General features: G+C 61.6%; 18 protein-coding genes. 12 read left to right on the top strand and 6 right to left on the bottom strand.

Annotated elements, in window-relative coordinates:
- Positions 1 to 8: 8 nt before the first annotated feature.
- Complete coding sequence (locus ISX84_RS09860; protein WP_195820153.1) at positions 9 to 692, bottom strand: SOS response-associated peptidase; 684 nt, start codon at positions 690 to 692, stop codon at positions 9 to 11.
- Positions 693 to 801: 109 nt separating this feature from the next.
- Complete coding sequence (locus ISX84_RS09855) at positions 802 to 2,358, bottom strand: bifunctional metallophosphatase/5'-nucleotidase (RefSeq protein WP_195820152.1); 1,557 nt, start codon at positions 2,356 to 2,358, stop codon at positions 802 to 804.
- 153 nt (positions 2,359 to 2,511) lie between these two features.
- Here ISX84_RS09855 and ISX84_RS09850 point away from each other — a divergent pair, with 153 nt between their 5' ends.
- Positions 2,512 to 2,862, top strand: a complete 351-nt coding sequence (locus ISX84_RS09850; protein WP_195820292.1) for a DUF952 domain-containing protein — start codon at positions 2,512 to 2,514, stop codon at positions 2,860 to 2,862.
- A 13-nt stretch (positions 2,863 to 2,875) separates the two neighbouring features.
- On the top strand, positions 2,876 to 3,919 hold the full coding sequence (locus ISX84_RS09845) for a quinone-dependent dihydroorotate dehydrogenase (RefSeq protein ID WP_195820151.1): 1,044 nt from the start codon (positions 2,876 to 2,878) through the stop codon (positions 3,917 to 3,919).
- Here the strand turns inward: ISX84_RS09845 and ISX84_RS09840 are convergent, their stop codons facing one another.
- The 3 genes from ISX84_RS09840 to ISX84_RS09830 are packed head-to-tail and all read right to left on the bottom strand — an operon-like array spanning position 3,920 to position 6,181.
- Entirely contained in the window at positions 3,920 to 5,254 is a 1,335-nt protein-coding gene (locus ISX84_RS09840) for an MATE family efflux transporter (protein WP_195820150.1), read from the bottom strand.
- Entirely contained in the window at positions 5,247 to 5,762 is a 516-nt protein-coding gene (locus ISX84_RS09835; protein WP_195820149.1) for a PaaI family thioesterase, read from the bottom strand. The genes ISX84_RS09840 and ISX84_RS09835 overlap by 8 nt, the downstream gene beginning before the upstream one ends.
- Positions 5,759 to 6,181 (bottom strand): PaaI family thioesterase, encoded by a 423-nt coding sequence (locus ISX84_RS09830; protein WP_195820148.1) that lies wholly within the window; start codon positions 6,179 to 6,181, stop codon positions 5,759 to 5,761. Before ISX84_RS09830 ends, ISX84_RS09835 begins: the two co-directional genes overlap by 4 nt.
- A 133-nt stretch (positions 6,182 to 6,314) precedes the next feature.
- Here ISX84_RS09830 and ISX84_RS09825 point away from each other — a divergent pair, with 133 nt between their 5' ends.
- The 9 genes from ISX84_RS09825 to ISX84_RS09785 all read left to right on the top strand — a co-directional run bounded on the left by ISX84_RS09825 (position 6,315) and on the right by ISX84_RS09785 (position 15,652).
- Entirely contained in the window at positions 6,315 to 6,689 is a 375-nt protein-coding gene (locus ISX84_RS09825) for a MerR family transcriptional regulator (protein ID WP_195820147.1), read from the top strand.
- Between the two features lie 228 nt (positions 6,690 to 6,917).
- On the top strand, positions 6,918 to 7,319 hold the full coding sequence (locus tag ISX84_RS09820; protein WP_195820146.1) for a MerR family transcriptional regulator: 402 nt from the start codon (positions 6,918 to 6,920) through the stop codon (positions 7,317 to 7,319).
- A gap of 36 nt (positions 7,320 to 7,355) precedes the next feature.
- Complete coding sequence (locus ISX84_RS09815) at positions 7,356 to 9,137, top strand: acyl-CoA dehydrogenase C-terminal domain-containing protein (protein WP_195820145.1); 1,782 nt, start codon at positions 7,356 to 7,358, stop codon at positions 9,135 to 9,137.
- 55 nt (positions 9,138 to 9,192) lie between these two features.
- Positions 9,193 to 9,405: a hypothetical protein gene (locus tag ISX84_RS09810; protein ID WP_195820144.1), complete on the top strand. Its 213-nt coding sequence runs from the start codon at positions 9,193 to 9,195 to the stop codon at positions 9,403 to 9,405.
- A 22-nt stretch (positions 9,406 to 9,427) separates the two neighbouring features.
- A complete protein-coding gene (locus ISX84_RS09805) occupies positions 9,428 to 10,585 on the top strand; it encodes an acyl-CoA dehydrogenase family protein (protein WP_195820143.1) in 1,158 nt (385 codons plus the stop codon).
- The gene (locus tag ISX84_RS09800; RefSeq protein ID WP_195820142.1) at positions 10,582 to 11,220 is read left to right on the top strand and encodes a glutathione S-transferase family protein; all 639 of its coding nucleotides are present in this window, start codon (positions 10,582 to 10,584) and stop codon (positions 11,218 to 11,220) included. Before ISX84_RS09805 ends, ISX84_RS09800 begins: the two co-directional genes overlap by 4 nt.
- A 68-nt stretch (positions 11,221 to 11,288) precedes the next feature.
- Entirely contained in the window at positions 11,289 to 12,500 is a 1,212-nt protein-coding gene (locus ISX84_RS09795) for an acetyl-CoA C-acetyltransferase (protein ID WP_195820141.1), read from the top strand.
- A gap of 3 nt (positions 12,501 to 12,503) precedes the next feature.
- Complete coding sequence (locus ISX84_RS09790; RefSeq protein ID WP_195820140.1) at positions 12,504 to 13,454, top strand: hypothetical protein; 951 nt, start codon at positions 12,504 to 12,506, stop codon at positions 13,452 to 13,454.
- Complete coding sequence (locus ISX84_RS09785; protein ID WP_195820139.1) at positions 13,451 to 15,652, top strand: 3-hydroxyacyl-CoA dehydrogenase NAD-binding domain-containing protein; 2,202 nt, start codon at positions 13,451 to 13,453, stop codon at positions 15,650 to 15,652. The genes ISX84_RS09790 and ISX84_RS09785 overlap by 4 nt, the downstream gene beginning before the upstream one ends.
- A 110-nt stretch (positions 15,653 to 15,762) precedes the next feature.
- On the opposite strand, the gene ISX84_RS09780 is transcribed toward ISX84_RS09785, so the two are convergent.
- The gene (locus ISX84_RS09780; RefSeq protein ID WP_195820138.1) at positions 15,763 to 16,467 is read right to left on the bottom strand and encodes a sulfotransferase family 2 domain-containing protein; all 705 of its coding nucleotides are present in this window, start codon (positions 16,465 to 16,467) and stop codon (positions 15,763 to 15,765) included.
- 137 nt (positions 16,468 to 16,604) lie between these two features.
- On the opposite strand from ISX84_RS09780, the gene ISX84_RS09775 reads away from it, so the two are divergent.
- Positions 16,605 to 18,236: an AMP-binding protein gene (locus tag ISX84_RS09775; protein WP_195820137.1), complete on the top strand. Its 1,632-nt coding sequence runs from the start codon at positions 16,605 to 16,607 to the stop codon at positions 18,234 to 18,236.
- The last annotated feature ends 85 nt before the right edge of the window (positions 18,237 to 18,321 follow it).

Below are 18,321 nucleotides of genomic sequence, written 5' to 3'. Positions count from 1 at the left end.
TCGCGACCTCAAGCCCCGGCAATGTCCTGTAGCGGCACCGTCAATTCAGGGCCGACGGCCTTGTTGGAGTTCACCGCGCGATCCACGCGGTGCCACCGCAGCGTGTCTTCTGGCGTGGCACGCATCAGACGGGCCGCCCCGTGGCCCGCTTCGCCCAGCCAGAGTGGCCAGTCGGCGGGTTGCAGGACCACGGGCATGCGGTGGTGGATTTGAGACATGCCGCGATTGGCGGCAGTCGTGACAAGCGCACAGCATCGCAGCCGCTCGCCCTCCGGGCTGATCCAGTCCTGCCAGACAGCCGCCATGACCAGCGCCCCGCCGTCGGCTGGTGTGATGTACCACGGATCGCGCGCGCCCTCCGGCGTTTTGGTCCATTCGTAGAAGCCGCTGGCCACCACAAGCGCCCGCCGCTGACGCGCGGCCTCGCGAAAGGCAGGCTTTTCCGCGATGGTTTCAGCACGCGCATTGATCAGCAGTGGACCAGCTGTCGGGCTTTTGTACCAATGCGGCAGAAATCCCCAGCGCATGGAGGTCAGACGCCGTGATCCTTCGCCGCCCCCCTGCACCACATGCACTCGGGTGGTGGGGCAAACGTTGTAGTTCGGTACATCTGGCAGATCGTTGTCCGGCAGCGCCTCGAACACTTGCGCCATGTCATCGACAGGCAGGGTTATGACAAAGCGTCCGCACATGGTGCGCAGAATAGTGGCTCTGCGCGGTCACCACCAGCGGGTATGCAGCTTATGTAGAAAACGCGCGCGAAATGCATCGCGCGCGTTAATCCAATGCGTGAAAGTCCGGTTACTTCGCCGTGATACGGCCATCGGTGTAAGGCGTATAGGGTCCTTGCGCCGCCAGGAAATCCGCCGTGACGTCGGCTACATCCGGCCCGAAGTCATAGGCGTTTTCCGCATCCTTGAACATGTCGTAGCCGTCCCCGCCGTTGCGGACATAGTTGTTCGACACGACCGAATAGACCTTGGCCGGGTCAATCGGCGCACCGCCCACCATCACATCGCTGATCCGGCTGCCTGCGGGTTGGGACACGTCAAAGGCATAGCTCATGCCCGCCACCTGCGGGAAACGGCCTGCGCCCTCTTCGTGCTGGCTGACACCGTTTTCCAGCGCCTCGATGATCTTGGCGCCGGTCACGTCAAAGGTGCTCAGCGTGTTCTGGAACGGCAGCACCGTCAGCACTTCGCCCATGGTCACCTTGCCCGCATCGATGCTGGCGCGGATACCGCCGCCGTTCTGGATCGCGATCTCAACCCCCTGATCCTTGACCCGGTCCAGCATTGCATCGGCGATCAGGTTGCCCATGGCGCATTCCCGCGCCCGGCAATCTTCGCGCACACCGATGATTTCCGAGGCCGTTTCCGCCACGACCTTGTTGCGGATTTCCTCCAGCGGTTGGGCCGCCTCGGCGATACGGTCTGCAGTGGCGCTGTCTTTGCTCACGGAGGCATCGATCAACAGCGGCTCGCCCCGGGCTTCGGTGATATTACCCGCATCGTCGAAGGTCAGGTTCAGCTCGCCCAGGAACTTGCCATAGGCATAGGCCTGTACGATGGCAGTATCGCCCACCATGGTCGGGTAGGGCCCATCCGCGCGATCGGATGTGTTCGACAGCAGTGAGTTGGAATGCCCGCCGACGATCACATCGACACCGGTGGTCTCAGCCGCCACGCGCTGGTCAACGCCGTAGCCCGAATGGCTGAGCACGATGATCTTGTTCACGCCTTCCGCCGTCAGCCGGTCAACCTCTCCCTGCACCGCGGCCACGGGATCGGAGAAGGTGATGTTGTCTCCGGGCGAGGCCAGCTCATCCGTATCCTCCGGCGTCAGACCGATCAGGCCCAGCTTTTCGCCACCGCGCTCAATCACCGTGGATTTGGCCAGCGTATCCGCCAGCAGCGGTTCGGCGGAGACATCCGCGTTGGACATCAGAACGGGGAAGTTCACCGCGTCCATGAACCCGCGCAACACCTCGGGGCCATCGTCGAATTCGTGGTTGCCCACGGTCATCGCGTCATAGCCCATCTTGTTCATCATCTCGGCGGCCAGCGCGCCTTTGTAATAGGTGTAGAAGAGCGTGCCCTGGAACTGATCGCCGCCATCGACAAGGATCGCGTTGTTCGAGCGCGCGCGGGCCTCTTCAATCGCCGTGATCAGCCGGGCAGAGCCGCCAAAGCATTCGCCTTCGGCATCGTCCTCGGCGGAACAGCTGCTGTCATACTTGTTGATCGGCTCAAAGCGGGCGTGGAAATCATTGGTGTGCAGGATCGTCAGGCTGTACTCAGCCGACGCCATACCGCTTGTCAGGGCAAGCGCAGCGGTCGCTGTCAAGAATCGTTTCATGGTTATCCCCTCGGTTGGAAACTGCTGTAATGGTGGCGGCTGAGGCGGCAGGTGTCAAAGACTGTGTGGTCCGTGCAGGACGCCCTGACCCGTGGTAATCATCCGCGCCGCGAACCCTTGACCCGACCTGCCGCAAAAGGCATCACCGCGCGCATGATGATATTCAAGATTTTTCGAAGCGACGAATGGTCGGATTTGCGGGCCAAAGGCGCAACTGCCGGGGCGCCAATCGATGTGTCCGATGGATATGTGCATTTCTCAACCGCGACACAGGCTGCTGAAACAGCTGCCAAGCATTTTGCCGGTGCCGACGGTCTGATGCTTCTTGCGGTGGACGCCGACCGCCTGGGAGACGATCTGAAATGGGAGATCTCGCGCGGCGATCAGCTTTTCCCGCATCTCTATCGGGACCTGCGCCTGGAGGATGTGGTCTGGGCGCAGCCCCTGCCGCTCAAAGATGGCGTTCACCAGTTCCCTGCCGGTCTGGAAGAAGCCAGCGCGTGACCGGGCATCACCGATGAAACGCGCGTTGGAACAGCTGGGCCTGCGGGCGCTGCGTCAGATCGACCCCGAAAAGGCCCATGGCTTGGCCCTGCGCGCCTTGCGCAGCGGATTGGCAGCATCGGCTGGGCCGATCAGCACACCGCGTCTGAGAACACAAATCGCCGGGCTGGATGTGCCGAACCCCATCGGGCTGGCTGCAGGGTTTGACAAGAATGCCGAAGCCATTGCGCCGCTCTCGCGTGCAGGTTTCGGATTTCTGGAGGTCGGCGCCGCGACGCCCCTGCCGCAACCCGGCAACCCGAAACCGCGTCTTTTCCGGTTGCGCGAAGATGCCGCCGCCATCAACCGGTTCGGCTTTAACAACGACGGGATGGAGGCGATTGGTCGGCGCCTTGCAGCGGCCCACGCATCCATCCCTCTGGGCATCAACCTGGGCGCCAACAAGACCAGCCAGGATCGGGCGGCTGATTTTGCCCAAGTCATGGCGCATCTGCGGGGACATGTGGATTTTGCGACCGTCAATGTCTCCTCCCCCAACACCGAAAAGCTGCGCGACTTGCAGGGTCCTGCGGCGCTGGCAGCCCTTCTGGACGGCGTCATGCAGGTGCGCGGCAACACCCCGGTTTTCCTGAAAATCGCTCCTGATCTCAACGCGTCTGAAATCGCGGATATCGCCGCCGTGGCGCGGGAAGCAAAGGTTGACGCGATCATCGCAACCAACACAACGCTGTCACGCGACGGGCTACAAAGCCGCCATGCGCATCAGGCGGGCGGCCTGTCCGGTCAGCCGCTCTTTGATCGCTCCACACGTGTCCTTGCACAGCTTTCCGAGCAAACCGACATCCCGCTGATCGGGGTGGGCGGTGTTGGGTCCGCTGAACAGGCCTATGCCAAAATCTGTGCAGGTGCCTCTGCGGTGCAGCTCTACACGGCGCTGGTCTATGGCGGGCTTTCACTTGTGCAGGACATCGCCCTCGGGCTTGATCGATTGCTTAAGCGCGATGGTTTCGCCTCCGTGCAGGAGGCCGTTGGGAGCCGCAAGGCGGATTGGCTGTAGTCACGCCTTTCCGGCAGAGGCTTCCAGCGCAGGATAGCGCAGCCCCAGTGTGACCCCGCGCGCGATGAAGGAAATCAGCAGCGCCAGCCACAGCCCGTGGTTGCCCAAGAGCGGCAACAACACAGCAATCGCACCCCAGTAAATCGCAAAGCTGACCGCCATCATGTTGCGCATGTCCTTGCTGCGGGTCGCGCCGATGAAGATCCCGTCGAACATCCATGCCGCGCAGCCCAACAGCGGCGCGATGACCATGTACGGCAGAAACACCCGCGCGGTCTCCTGCACATCGGCGTTCTTGGCCATCAGATCGATGATCCATCCGCCGGAAAGCGCAAAGGCCGCAGCGGTTGCAATGCAGATCACCATGCCCCAGCCGGAGGTGACCAGCGCCGCACGGCGCACATAGGCCCTGTCGCCGCGCCCAAAGGCCCGCGCAATCAGGGTCTCGGCGGCAAAGGCAAAGCCGTCCATGGCGTAGGCAGTGATATACATGAACTGGATCAGCACCTCATTCGCCGCCAGCGTCACATCCCCGAACCGTGCGCCGATGAAGACAAAGGAAGAGAAGATGATCATCAGCATCGCCGAGCGCAACAGGATATCGGTGTTTAAAAGCGCCATGCGAATGAGCTTGGCCCGGTCAAAAATGCGCGGCCAGTCGCGCCAGTCGGGCCGCGCAAAAGCCCCGCGACAGAACCACAGCCCCAAGGCCGCGCCCGTCAGCTCGGCAATGACAGTCGCCACAGCCACGCCCTGAACACCCCAGTCGAAGACCAGCACGAAGAGCAGATCGAGCAGGATGTTGACGCCGTTCATCACCAGTTGAACCCAGAACACACCGCCCGTGCGCTCCATCGCCACGAGCCACCCGGTCAGCGCATAGACGGCAATCGCCGCAGGCGCGGTCCAGATCCGGATGCTGAGGTAGGTCCAGGCCAGGCTTTCCACCTCGTCACTGGCGGGAGCGAGGCTCAGCGCACCCCAAAAGATCAAAGGCTGCAGCACGATCAACGCCAGTCCGCCCGCCAGCGCCACCAGCAGCGCGCGGGTCAACCAGGCGGAGACCTCGGCGCTGTCCCCTGCCCCTTCGGCCTGTCCGACGAGGCCGACAGTGCCCATGCGCAGAAACCCGAAAATCCAATAGACCGTGGAGAGGATGATCGCACCGAGCGCCACCGCACCAATAGGGGCCGCCTCTCCCATCTGCCCCACGACGCCCACGTCGACCGCGCCCAGAATAGGCACCGTTGCATTGGAGAGGACGATGGGCAGCGCAATCTTCAGAACGCGGCGGTGGGTCACGCCAGCCGGTGCGCCCGGGACAGTGTCACTCACGCCGTTGGGGCATCAGGAAATGCCCCGTGGCCTGCGCAAAAAGCCGGTTGCGATTGTCCTGCCAGGCCTCCACATGCACAGAGGCGTAGCGGCGGCCAGACCGGTTGATCCGCGCCCGCGCATAGGCATCGCGCGGCAGGCCGGACCGCAGATAATCCGTTGAAATATCAATTGTCTTCGGCAGACGCGGCAGACCGCCCGCCTCCAGCGTGGCCGTATCGATGGCGCCGGACTCCACGTCTTCCCAAAGATAGGTCCAGCTGAGGGTGATGATCGCCGTGACCTCCAGGAAGGCCGCCGTCACGCCGCCATGAATGGCAGGCAGCATCGGGTTGCCGATCAGCTTCTGGTCAAAGGGCAGAACCCCGGTCAGCTCATCGCCCTTACGCTCAAACTGCATGCCCAGATACTGGATGTAGGGCACCCCCTCGACCAGCGCGCGCAGCGTGGCATCGCGACGTTGCTTGATGACCTGGACCGGCTCGGGCGGGCGGCGCGGCGCCTTCATCGTGCAGTCTCCACCGTAAAAGCACCGGTCGCGGCCGCGACAGGATTATCCGTATCCTCATCCGTCGCCGTCGCACGCACGAATGCCACCGTGCGGGTCACGTGATAACAGATCGCGGTGGCCGTGATCGACTGGCCCGGCGTGGCGGCGCGCATGTAATCGATGCGCAGATCAATCGTCGCTGTTCCGCCCGGGCTGGCCGGATGGCTCATCACCGCAGCCCCACAGCAGGTGTCCATCAGGGCCGAGACCGCACCGCCGTGAATCACGCCCGTTTCCGGATCCCCCACGAGCTTTTCATCATAAGGCATCTCGATGGTCGATGTGCCCTCCCCCATGTCCGTCAGTCGCATGCCCAGCGCCTTGCTGTGCGGAATCGCTTCGATAAACTGTCGCGCGATGTCGGTTTTTGTGGCCATGGAAGTCTGCTCCGATGGGCATTGCCCGGATTCTTCTTGCTCCTTTATCAACGCATCCGCCCGCCAAGAGCAAGAGCGACGGTTGCGCTCGGGCAGCGCCCGGCCTAGCCTGTGGTTCAGGGAGAGAAGTTGCATGGCAGACCACCGCCTGACATTCAAAGAAATGTGCGCCGAATTCGACGTAACCCCACGCACATTGCGCTACTACGAGTACATCGAACTGCTCGAACCGGACCGCGAAGGCCGCGCCCGATTCTACGGCCCCCGCGAACGGGCCCGCATGAAGCTCATCCTGCGGGGGCGCAAATTCGGCTTCCAGCTCGAAGACATCCGCCAATGGCTGCTGATCTACGAAAACGAGGGCACCTCCGCGCAGATGGAGGCCTGGGTGACACTTGCCGATGGACAGCTCAAGGAACTGGCGGATCAACGCAGGCAATTGGACGAGGCCATGCAGGAGCTTCAGGACCTGCGCGATTCTGTTGCCAAAGAGATCACGAAGTCCTGACCTGAAACCGCCCAAAAGCACGCACTGGCGTGAATATACGCAAGTTTCCGCACATCAATCCGCGTCTTTTGGCACGGACAGCCTTTGTGACGCGACGTGCTGCTGGGCTTCCGCGATGGCAGCTGTCAAAGTGACGTGACGTTCAGGTTACGTAAACGTCATCTTGTGTTGTAGCTGAACACCCAGTTCATATTTGTGCCGCGTTCCGCTGTTGAAAGAGTGAAGCCGATGACCGACGAAATCATGACCATTCGCCAGATGTGCGATCAGTTCGATGTGACCCCGCGCACGCTGCGCTTCTACGAATCCAAGGAATTGCTGTTTCCGATCCGGGAAGGTCAGAAACGCCTGTTCACACGGCGCGATCGCGCCCGCCTCAAGCTGATCCTGCGTGGCAAGAAGTTTGGTTTCAGTCTTGAGGAAATCCGCCAGCTGCTGGACCTTTACGACATGGGAGATCAGCAGCAGACACAGCTTGCGCGCACCTATGATGTGGCCCGTCAGCGCCTGGCCGACCTTGTCAGCCAACGCGATGCGCTGAACGAGGCCATCGCCGAACTGACAGAACAGTTGAAGTGGGGGGAAGAGATGCTGACCTCCATGCGCGCCCCGCGCAGCGCCGCCGAATAACGAACCCGACATCACGTTTTCAGGGAGAGAGACAAGATGCCCCGCTACACCGCCCCCACCAAAGACCTGCAATTCGTGCTGCATGATGTGCTGAACGTGACCGCGCAGGACATCCCCGGCTATGACGAGCTGGAGGCCGACTTCACATCTGCCATTCTGGAAGAAGCGGGCAAGCTGACCTCCGAGGTGCTGGCCCCGCTGAACGTGGTGGGCGACACCGAGGGCTGCAAACTGGAAAACGGCGTGGTCCGCACCCCCGCGGGCTTCAAAGAGGCTTTTGAGCAGGTCAAGGAAGGCGGCTGGCCCGGGCTCGACATGCCCGAAGAATACGGCGGGCAGAACATGCCCTATGTGATCGGCACAGCTGTGGGTGAGATGTTCTCTTCGGCCAATATGGCCTTCACGATGTATCAGGGCCTGACCCACGGCGCCGCCTCTGCCATTCTGGCACACGGGACCGACGCACAAAAAGACATGTACCTGCCGAAAATGGTGTCCTGCGACTGGACCGGCACGATGAACCTGACCGAACCGCACTGCGGCACCGACCTCGGCCTCATGCGCACCAAGGCCGAGCCGCAGGATGACGGCAGCTACAAAATCACCGGGCAGAAGATTTTCATCTCCGCCGGTGAGCATGACATGTCCGACAACATCATCCACCTTGTGCTGGCCAAGATCACCGGCGCGCCGGAGGGGATCAAGGGCGTCTCCCTCTTCATTGTTCCCAAAATATGCGTGAACGACGATAGCAGCCTGGGTGCCCGTAACGGTGTCGCGGTTGGCAAGATCGAAGAAAAGATGGGCATCCACGGCAACTCCACCTGCGTGATGAACTACGACGGCGCAACGGGTTACCTGCTGGGCGACGCGCATAAGGGCATGCGCGCCATGTTCACCATGATGAACGAAGCGCGTCTGGGCGTGGGCATGCAAGGTATGAGCCAGGCCGAGGTCGCCTATCAGAACGCGCTGGACTACGCCAAGGACCGGCTGCAGGGCCGCGACGTGACCGGTGTGAAAAACCCCGAAGGCCCCGCCGATCCGCTGATCGTGCACCCGGATATCCGCCGCTCGCTGATGGATCAGAAGAGCTTTGCCGAAGGCGCGCGGGCGTTCATCCTCTGGGGCTCCACACTGATTGATGCGGCGCATCGGGGGCAGGACAAGGACGCGGATGGCCTGGTGTCGCTGCTGACGCCCGTGATCAAGGGTTTCCTGACCGATCAGGGTTATGACATGACCGTCAAGGCGCAGCAGGTTTACGGCGGCCACGGCTATATCGAGGAATGGGGCATGTCGCAGTTCGCACGCGATGCCCGGATCGCGATGATCTACGAAGGCGCCAACGGCGTGCAGGCGCTGGATCTCGTGGGCCGCAAGCTGGCGCAGGACGGCGGCAAGCATGTGATGGCTTTCTTTGATCTGGTGAAGAGCTTCATCAAGGAGAACGCCGGTCAGGACGCCGCGTTCGACGCGCAATTCCTGGAACCGTTGAAAGCGGCATCGAAGGATCTGCAGGCGGCGGGCATGTATTTCATGCAGAACGGCATGAAGAACCCCAACAATGCGCTCTCGGGGTCTTATGACTTCATGCATATGTTCGGACATGTCTGCCTCGGCCTGATGTGGGCGAAGATGGGCAAGGCAGCGCAGGAAGCCCTTGCGAAAGGCGCCTCGGATGTCGATTTCTTTGAAAGCAAGCTGCACACCGGACGCTACTACATGGCACGGCAATTGCCCGCGACGGCGCTGCACCTGAGCCGGATCGAAACCGGTGCAGACACCGTGATGGCGCTGGATGCGGCCAACTTCTGACCTGGGTAAGGGTGGCCTAAAGCCCACCCTACCTGCCAACTGAGAGGACCTGCTGATGCCGAAACGGTTTCGCCTGACCCGCCGCTTTCCAGTTGCGATGACCGAAGACGGATACCGCAGGCTGAAACGGTTTGCCGCAGATGCAGGGTTGGACGAAGGCGAGGCGCTGTCTTTTCTTTTCGAGAACTTCGATAGTGTGATGGACGAGGAGACGTTCGGCCATAGGCTGCGGCTTTTCAATGCGGAGTTGGACGACCGCAAGAAGTGAGCGCTTTTGGGGAGGGTGCGGCATGAAAGACGAAACGACCGAAACATCCGGGTGGATGACCGACGAACACCGTATGATCGCGGAGATGACGGCGCAGTTCATCACCACCGAGTGGGCGCCAAAGTTCGAGGCCTGGCGCAAGCAGGGCCAGATGGATCGTGAGACCTGGGCCGAAGCCGGCGCACTTGGCCTGCTCTGCCCGTCGGTGCCGGAGGAATACGGCGGACCGGGCGGCGATTTCGGTCACGAGGCTGCAATCCTGATCGAAGCCGCGCGAGCCAATCTGGCCAGCTGGGGGCATGGCATCCACTCAGGGATCGTCGCCCACTACGTGCTGGCCTATGGTACCGAAGACCAGAAAACACGCTGGTTGCCGCAGATGATTTCCGGAGAACTGGTGGGCGCGCTGGCGATGACCGAACCCTCCACGGGTTCGGACGTGCAGGCGATCAAAACGCGCGCGGTAAAAGACGGTAACCTCTACCGTCTGTCGGGGCAGAAGACATTCATCACCAACGGGCAGCACGCCAATCTGATCATCGTGGCCGCCAAGACGGACCCGTCGGAGGGCTCGAAAGGGGTGTCGCTGGTGATGCTGGAAACCGATGACGCGCAGGGATTCTCCCGCGGGCGCAATCTTGAGAAGGTGGGGCTGCATGCCAATGACACCTCGGAGCTCTTCTTCGATGATGTCGCGATCCCGCCGGAGAATATTCTGGGCGGTGAAGAAGGTCAGGGCTTTTACCAGATGATGCAGCAACTGCCGCAGGAGCGGCTGATCATCGGCTGCGGCGCCGTAGGCGCGATGGAAGGCGCAGTGGAGCGCACCATCGCCTATTGCAAGGAACGCGAGGCCTTTGGCGGTCCGCTGACGCAGTTCCAGAACACCCGCTTCAAGCTTGCGGAATGCAAGACACGCACGGCGGTGGCGCGCGCCTTTCTCGATCAATGCATCGAGGAGCATCTGCGCGGGGCACTCACCGTCGAGAAGGCGGCCATGGCGAAATACTGGCTGACCGATACCCAATGCGCGGTGCTGGACGACTGCGTGCAACTGCACGGCGGCTACGGATTCATGCAGGAATACGCCGTCGCGGAAATGTGGGCAGATGCGCGTGTGCAGCGCATTTACGGCGGCACGAATGAGATCATGAAAGAACTGATTGCGAGGACCCTATGACCATCCAACTCTACTGTTTCGGGGAAAGCGGAAACGCCTATAAAGCCGCCCTCGCGCTGCAATTGTCGGGCCTCGACTGGGAGCCGGTGCAGGTCGATTTTTTCGGCGGCGAGGCCCGCACGCCGGAGTACCGCACAAGTGTGAACATCATGGGGGAAGTTCCGGTGCTGGTGGACGGTGATCTGCGCCTCACGCAATCGGGGGTGATCCAGGACTACGTCTCCGAAAAATCCGGCAAGTTCGGCGGCAAGGATGCAACTGAGCGGCGCGAGATCCTGCGCTGGGTGCTCTGGGACAACCACAAGCTCAGCTCAACGGCCGGTCCCACCCGGTTCCTGATGCATTTTCTGCCCGAAGACAAACGCCCGGCGGAAGTGATTGCTTTCAACCAGGGGCGCCTCAAGGCCGCCTATTCAGTTTTGAACGACCACCTTGCAGGCCGCGACTGGATTGTGGGTGACAGTATCACCAATGCCGACATCAGCTGCTGCGGGTACCTGTATTATCCCGAGAAATTTGGATTTGAGCGGGCAGATTGGCCCCATATCGATGCGTGGCTCACGCGTATTTCCGACACACCGGGCTGGAAGGCCCCCTACGATCTGATGCCCGGCAGCCCCGCTGACCGCGCCTGACTGACACGCTGCGCGGCACCGCGCTTGATCAAGATACCGCGCGGAACCCGTGCGAGAAGGAGACACATATGACCGAAGCTTACATCTATGACGCATTGCGCACACCGCGCGGCAAGGGCCGCAAGGACGGCAGCCTGCACGAGGTGACCTCGCTGCGCCTCTCGGCCCAGACGCTGAACGCCGTGAAAGAGCGCAACAACCTCGAAGGTCATGCCGTCGAGGACGTGATCTGGGGCAATGTCACCCAGGTGATGGAGCAAGGTGGGTGCCTCGCGCGCTCGGCCGTGCTGGCCTCCGATCTGGACGAGCGCATCCCCGGCCTCGCGATCAATCGCTTCTGCGCCTCCGGCATGGAGGCGGTGAATTTGGCGGCCAATCAGGTTAAGGGTGGCGCAGGCGATGGTTACATCGCGGGCGGTGTCGAGATGATGGGTCGTGTGGCGATGGGCTCTGACGGCGCGGCAATCGCCGTGGACCCGACGCTGGCCATGGAGAAATACTTTGTCCCTCAAGGCATCAGTGCGGATATCATTGCCACGGAGTACGGCTTTACCCGCGACGATGCCGACCAATTGGCGGTGGAATCCCAACGTCGGGCCAAAGCGGCATGGGATGACAAACGCTTTGCCAAATCGGTCATTGAAATCAAGGACCAGAACGGCCTGCCCATCCTCGATCATGACGAATACATGCGCCCGCAGACGGATATGCAGTCCCTTGGCGGGCTGAACCCGGCGTTTCAGGCGATGGGCGAGGTCATGCCCGGTTTCGACAAGGTCGCGCTGATGAAATACCCGCATCTGGAGAAGATCAACCACATCCACCATGCGGGCAATTCGTCCGGCATCGTGGATGGGGCCGCTGCGGTCCTGATCGGTTCCAAGGCCTTCGGTGAAAAGCATGGGCTGAAGCCCCGCGCTCGCATCCGCGCCACGGCGAAAATCGGCACCGACCCGACAATCATGCTGACCGGTCCCGTTCCCGTGACCGAGAAAATCCTTGCCGACAATGGCATGAACATCAAGGATATCGACCTTTTCGAAGTGAACGAAGCCTTTGCCGCCGTCGTCTTGCGCTTCATGCAAGCCTTTGATGTGGAAAGTGAAAAGGTCAACGTCAACGGCGGATCGATCGCTATGGGCCACCCGCTGGGGGCCACCGGCGCGATGATCATCGGCACCCTGCTGGATGAGATGGAGCGGGCGGATAAGGAAACCGGCCTTGCCACCTTGTGTATTGCATCAGGAATGGGAGCCGCCACGATCATCGAGCGGGTCTGATTTGTGACCCCCGCCGACGCCATCGCAATCTATCAGGACACGTTGGACGCAATATCCAACGCGATCATGACGGAAGATGCGGTGACGTTACTGGAACGCGTCAAGCTGCCCCACATGTGGCGCACGCTGAGCCACGAAGTCATCGTGGAGACGCGGGAAGACCTGATCGATGGGATGGTGACCTTTGGTCAGGCCATCAAGGGGCTGGGCGCGACCAACCTGGTGCGTCTGGCCACAGATGCTGAGTTTCTCAGCGAGAACTACATCACCGGGCACCACGTCACCCACACGTTGCGCGACGCGGTCCCGGTGATTGAAAGCTACGCAAACCGCATGGTTTTGATCCGCGAGGACGACGTCTGGAAGATGCTGGAACTGGATAGCATGTTGGATAATCCCCATTGGCCGATCTACGTCCCCCGTGTGCAAAAGCACGGGGACGGATTGCTGGCGCCGCGGTCGCCGGAAAACGACGCGCGCCGGCTGTCGGTCGCGCCGCTCACCATCTACCAGAATTTCATCAACGAGCTTTCCGATGCCAACAATCGGGACGATCTGACGCTTTACTGTAGCTACCTGCTCTTCCCCTATACCTCGCACACCGAATCCACCGATACGATCATTTCGACGCCAGAGGAGGTGCGACCCTTTTTTGACATGCTGCGCGACCTGCTGGAGGAGAAATCCTGCGACCGGCTGGTGCGGCGCGCGGAGAAGGCGGAGTTCATCTCCAGCGATCTGATCTGCGGCTACCATGCCACTGAATTCTGCGCGGGCGAGACCTGCGTCTTTGGTCCCATCAAATCGCGCATGGTGCTCAAGCGCGAGAACACCAGCTGGTACCTGAAATCGGTAACCAATTCGCTTTCCAACTCTAATTTCCCGTATAACGTCCCCAAGCCGTCGAACGCCTTGGTGACCCTCAGAACCATCCAAGAAAGGACCCGGACATGACCGAGTTTACAAGCAAGACCGATGGCGACGGCATCGCCACGATCACCTGGGATGTGCCCGGAAAATCCATGAACGTGATGTCCTATGAGGGGCTTACGCAGGTCGACAAACTCATGGATGAGGCGCTGGCCGATGAGGCCGTGAAGGGCATCATCCTGACCTCCGGCAAGGAGGGTTCTTTTGCCGGTGGGATGGACCTGAACCTGATTGCCAAGATGAAGGCGGATGCGGGCGAGAACCCGGCCAAAGGCCTTTTTGACGGTGTCATGGACATGCACCGCCTGCTGCGCAAGATCGAACTGGCGGGCATGGACCCCAGGACGCAGAAAGGCGGCAAGCCCGTGGCCTGCGTGCTGCCCGGTACGGCGTTGGGGATTGGTCTGGAACTGCCACTGTCGTGCCATCGCATCTTTGCCGCGAACAACCCCAAGGCCAAGATCGGCTTGCCCGAGATCATGGTGGGCATCTTCCCCGGTGCCGGTGGCACTACACGGCTGGTGCGCAAGATGGGGGCAATGGCCGCCTCCCCCTTCCTGCTGGAAGGCAAGCTGGTGGACCCGGTCAAGGCCAAGGCAGCCGGTCTGATCGACGAGGTTTCCGACGACCCCATGGCCGCAGCCCGCGACTGGGTGCTGAACGCCAAGGACGCCGATCTGGTGAAGCCTTGGGACGCCAAGGGCTACAAGATGCCCGGCGGCGCGCCCTATCATCCGGCGGGCTTCATGACCTTCGTGGGGGCTTCGGCGATGGTCAACGGCAAGACCCAAGGGGTTTATCCGGCGGCCAAGGCACTGCTTTCCGCGGTCTATGAAGGCGCGCTGGTGCCCTTCGACACCGCGCTGAAGATCGAGGCGCGCTGGTTCACGAGCGTTTTGATGAACCCCTCCTCTGAGGCGATGATCCGCTCGCTTTTCATCAACAAGGAAGCGCTCGAGAAAGGCGCCGTGCGCCCTCAGGACGTGGCCGACCAGAGAGTGAAAAAACTGGGCGTTCTCGGCGCGGGCATGATGGGCGCGGGCATTTCGCTGGTCTCCGCCCAGGCCGGTATCGAGGTGGTCCTGATCGACCAGACGCAGGAAGCCGCCGACAAGGGCAAGGCCTATACAGCCAACTTCGCCGACAAGGGTATTCAGCGCAAGAAAACCACGCCGGAGAAGAAAGAACAGCTGCTCAGCCTGATCACCGCCACCACCGATCTGGACGCGCTCAAGGGCTGCGATCTGATCATCGAGGCGGTCTTTGAGGACCCCAAGGTCAAGGCCGAGATGACGCAAAAGGTCGAGGCGGTGATCCCCGAGGACTGTATCTTTGCCTCCAACACCTCCACTCTGCCGATCACGGAGTTGGCCAAGGCGTCTTCAAGGCCTGAGCAGTTCATCGGCATCCACTTCTTCTCGCCCGTCGAGAAGATGCTGCTGGTGGAGATCATCAAGGGCAAGGGCACCGGCGACCGCGCCGTGGCCAAGGCGCTCGACTACGTGCGCCAGATCCGCAAGACGCCGATTGTCGTAAACGATGCGCGGTTCTTCTACGCCAACCGCTGCATCATTCCTTACATCAACGAAGGTATCCGCATGGTCGCGGAAGGCGTTGAACCCGCGCTCATCGAGAATGCGGCACGTCTGGTGGGGATGCCTCTGGGGCCGCTGCAACTGGTGGATGAGACCTCCATCGACCTCGGCGCCAAGATCGCCCGCGCCACGAAATCCGCGATGGGCGACGCCTATCCCGACGGCGTCGTGGACGAGGTAATCTTCTGGATGGAGAGCGAAGGCCGGTTGGGACGCAAGTCCGCCGCAGGCTTCTATGCCTATGACGACAAAGGCAAACGTCAGGGACTGTGGGAGGGTCTTGGCGAGAAGTACCCGCCGGCGGAGGAGCAGCCGGAGCTGACGGATGTGCAGCACCGCCTGCTCTTTGCCCAGTCGCTGGAAGCAGTCCGTGCGCTGGAAGAAGGCGTGCTCATGGACATCCGCGAAGGTGACGTGGGCGCCATCCTCGGCTGGGGCTTTGCGCCCTGGTCCGGTGGCCCGCTGAGCTGGCTCGACATGATCGGCGCGCCCTATGCCGCTGAGCGGTGCGACGCGCTGACAGAGGCCTTTGGGGATCGCTTCGCCTGCCCGGATCTGTTGCGGGAGATGGCCGCAAAGAACCAGACGTTCTACGGACGGTTCAGCAAGACTGCAGCAGCGGCCTAGCACCCCCGTCGCCGCGCGCCAGAGATATCGACCTGGCGCGCCCAAGCGGTGGCCTAAAGCCCACCTTACCTGTTGGTCTCGTCCGTTGGTTCTGGCAGGTAGGGTGGGCTTCAGGCCACCCCGGGATCACCCCCACGCGCCTGGCCTTCCAAGGGATGACTGGGCCCGGGATCAAAGCGATAGCCGAACCGCGCTATGTCCTCAGCGCAGAAGTCTTCGACACGTGCCCGTGTTTCTGCGTCATAGAGCGACCGGTAGTCATGTGGCCGTTTGGAGGCATTCGCGTGGGGCAGGACCAGAGGAAACCCCAGATTGGCAACAAGCGTTGCAGCGTCGGCCTCGAAGTGCTCAAGCCGGATATAGAGCTCACAGCGCTCAACCCCCGCGACATCCTGCATGTAGCTGCGCGCCGGAGAGTGGCGCAGGCTGTCCTGAATAAAGGGCTCCGCGAGAAACGCGGCAAAGCTGCGGGACTGTGCCAGACCAACCGCAGGGTGATCGAAGCTTTGGACCTGGAGCCAGGAATAGTAGCTCACCATCCGGTCCCAGGGATTGCGGACCAGGGTGAAGGTGAACATCCGCGCGATCTCCGGCGGAGACAGCACCCCGTCGATATCGGCCAGCGTCGCATGCTTCCACAGCCGCCCACGCGGCGTGAGGGTCTTGAGCCGCCCCTTGCGGCGACGCGCCTTTGGCGTGTCTCCGATCAGGATATCGTCTTTCATCGCCCGCGCTTCGAGGGCCAGTGCCAGCGCAGTGCCCCCGGTTTTGGGAATATGCACGAAGATGTAGTTCCGGCCCCGGGAAATGATCACACCAGCCTCCTAAGGTGATATCGAAACCGGCGCGCGCTCCAAATGTAAGACAATTGACTTTCCAAACGCCACAAGAACAATATCCTACTAGCCTTGCGGCACGTAAACTGCCAACGGCAATCGGGGAGGACGACCAAATGGGCTGGATGAGTGACGAAACCGGGCTGGACAAATGTGCGGCCAACTATGTGCCGCTGACCCCGCTGTCACATTTGAAGCGCGCGGCGCACGTTTTTGCCAACCACCCGGCGGTGATCCATGGCGCGCATCGGGTGAGCTATGCGCAATATCACGACCGCTGCACGCGGCTTGCGTCGGCGCTGGCCGCACGCGGGGTGGTGTCCGGCGACGTGGTGGCAACGCTGTTGCCCAATGTGCCCGCACAGGTCGAAGCGAGTTTTGGGGTGCCCGCCTGCGGCGCGGTGCTGAACACGATCAACACGCGGCTGGATGTCGATACGGTAGCGTATATTTTTAGCCACGGCGAAGCAAAGATCGTGCTGGTGGACAGCCAGTTTCTGGGATTGGCAGAAGCCGCTTGCGCGCAGATGGATGGCACCGCGCCCGCCCTGATCGAAGTGCCCGATACGGACGCTGGGTACCCTGCGTCGGGCCGCCACGAGACCTATGAGGAGATGATTGCGGGCGCGGACCCGGCGTTTGACTGGATCCTGCCGCAGGACGAGTGGGAGAGCCTCGCGCTGAACTACACCTCCGGCACCACCGGGCGGCCCAAGGGGGTGGTCTATCACCATCGCGGTGCCTATCTGATGACGATGGGCACGGTGGTGAGCTGGCGCATGGTGCTGCACCCGGTGTACCTGACGATTGTGCCTCTTTTTCATTGCAATGGCTGGAACCACACCTGGATGATGCCGCTGCTGGGCGGCACGATTGTCTGCTGCCGAGACATCACCGCACCCGCCATTTTCGGCGCAATTGCGGATGAAGGCGTGACCCATCTGGGCGGAGCGCCCATCGTGCTGAACATGCTGGTGAATGCCCCTGCAGAGGAGCGGCGCAGCTTCGATCACGCGGTGCAGGTTTTTACGGCGGGCGCGCCCCCTGCCCCCGCCACGCTCAGCAAGATCGAAACCCTCGGCTTCAACGTCACGCAGGTCTATGGGCTCACAGAGACCTATGGCCATGTGACCGAATGCCTGTGGCGCGGCGCGGATTGGGATGGGTTGGCAAAGCCCGACCGGGCGGCAGTGAAAGCGCGTCAGGGGGTGGCCTTTCCAATTATGGAGGACATCACCGTGCTGGACGAAAATATGCAGCAGGTGGCAATGGACGGCAAAGCCCAGGGCGAGATCATGATCCGCGGCAACGCCGTCATGAAAGGCTATTACAAGAATATGCAGGCGACCGAAGAAGCCTTTGCGGGCGGGTATTTTCATTCCGGGGATATCGCGGTGCAGCATGAAGATGGCTATATGCAGATCGCCGACCGGGCCAAGGACATCATCATTTCCGGCGGGGAGAACATCTCGTCCGTCGAAGTCGAGGGCGTGCTGATGGGACACGAAGACGTCATGCTGGCTGCCGTCGTGGCCAAGCCGGATGAGAAATGGGGCGAAGTCCCCTGCGCCTTTGTCGAGCTCAAATCCGGAGCAACCGTCGATGCGGCGGGTCTGATTGCTTTCACGCGGGAAAGACTTGCCGGGTTCAAGACGCCCAAACATGTGGTGTTCGAAGAGCTGCCCAAAACCTCCACCGGCAAGATCCAGAAGTTCGAATTACGCAAGCGCGCCCGGGATATGTCCTGATCGACATGCCAAAGGTGGCCTGAAGCCCACCCTACCTGCCCCTTTGCCCGGCGACAGCCAGATGGTAAGCTGTGGCAAAGCACCA

Source organism: Roseobacter sp. MH60115 (genome assembly GCF_015644665.1).
Taxonomy (GTDB): domain Bacteria; phylum Pseudomonadota; class Alphaproteobacteria; order Rhodobacterales; family Rhodobacteraceae; genus Roseobacter.
Note: the sequence above shows the minus strand (reverse complement) of the source record. Positions and strands in the feature narration are given on the sequence as shown.

Coding starts and splice junctions, on each gene's coding strand:
- ISX84_RS09830 (WP_195820148.1), bottom strand. CDS start 6,181: ATGGCCACAAAAACCGACATCGCGCGACAGTTTATCGAAGCGATTCCG.
- ISX84_RS09775 (WP_195820137.1), top strand. CDS start 16,605: ATGGGCTGGATGAGTGACGAAACCGGGCTGGACAAATGTGCGGCCAAC.
- ISX84_RS09835 (WP_195820149.1), bottom strand. CDS start 5,762: ATGAAGGCGCCGCGCCGCCCGCCCGAGCCGGTCCAGGTCATCAAGCAA.
- ISX84_RS09805 (WP_195820143.1), top strand. CDS start 9,428: ATGAAAGACGAAACGACCGAAACATCCGGGTGGATGACCGACGAACAC.
- ISX84_RS09815 (WP_195820145.1), top strand. CDS start 7,356: ATGCCCCGCTACACCGCCCCCACCAAAGACCTGCAATTCGTGCTGCAT.
- ISX84_RS09795 (WP_195820141.1), top strand. CDS start 11,289: ATGACCGAAGCTTACATCTATGACGCATTGCGCACACCGCGCGGCAAG.
- ISX84_RS09825 (WP_195820147.1), top strand. CDS start 6,315: ATGGCAGACCACCGCCTGACATTCAAAGAAATGTGCGCCGAATTCGAC.
- ISX84_RS09845 (WP_195820151.1), top strand. CDS start 2,876: ATGAAACGCGCGTTGGAACAGCTGGGCCTGCGGGCGCTGCGTCAGATC.
- ISX84_RS09850 (WP_195820292.1), top strand. CDS start 2,512: ATGATGATATTCAAGATTTTTCGAAGCGACGAATGGTCGGATTTGCGG.
- ISX84_RS09820 (WP_195820146.1), top strand. CDS start 6,918: ATGACCGACGAAATCATGACCATTCGCCAGATGTGCGATCAGTTCGAT.
- ISX84_RS09860 (WP_195820153.1), bottom strand. CDS start 692: ATGTGCGGACGCTTTGTCATAACCCTGCCTGTCGATGACATGGCGCAA.
- ISX84_RS09800 (WP_195820142.1), top strand. CDS start 10,582: ATGACCATCCAACTCTACTGTTTCGGGGAAAGCGGAAACGCCTATAAA.
- ISX84_RS09855 (WP_195820152.1), bottom strand. CDS start 2,358: ATGAAACGATTCTTGACAGCGACCGCTGCGCTTGCCCTGACAAGCGGT.
- ISX84_RS09810 (WP_195820144.1), top strand. CDS start 9,193: ATGCCGAAACGGTTTCGCCTGACCCGCCGCTTTCCAGTTGCGATGACC.
- ISX84_RS09785 (WP_195820139.1), top strand. CDS start 13,451: ATGACCGAGTTTACAAGCAAGACCGATGGCGACGGCATCGCCACGATC.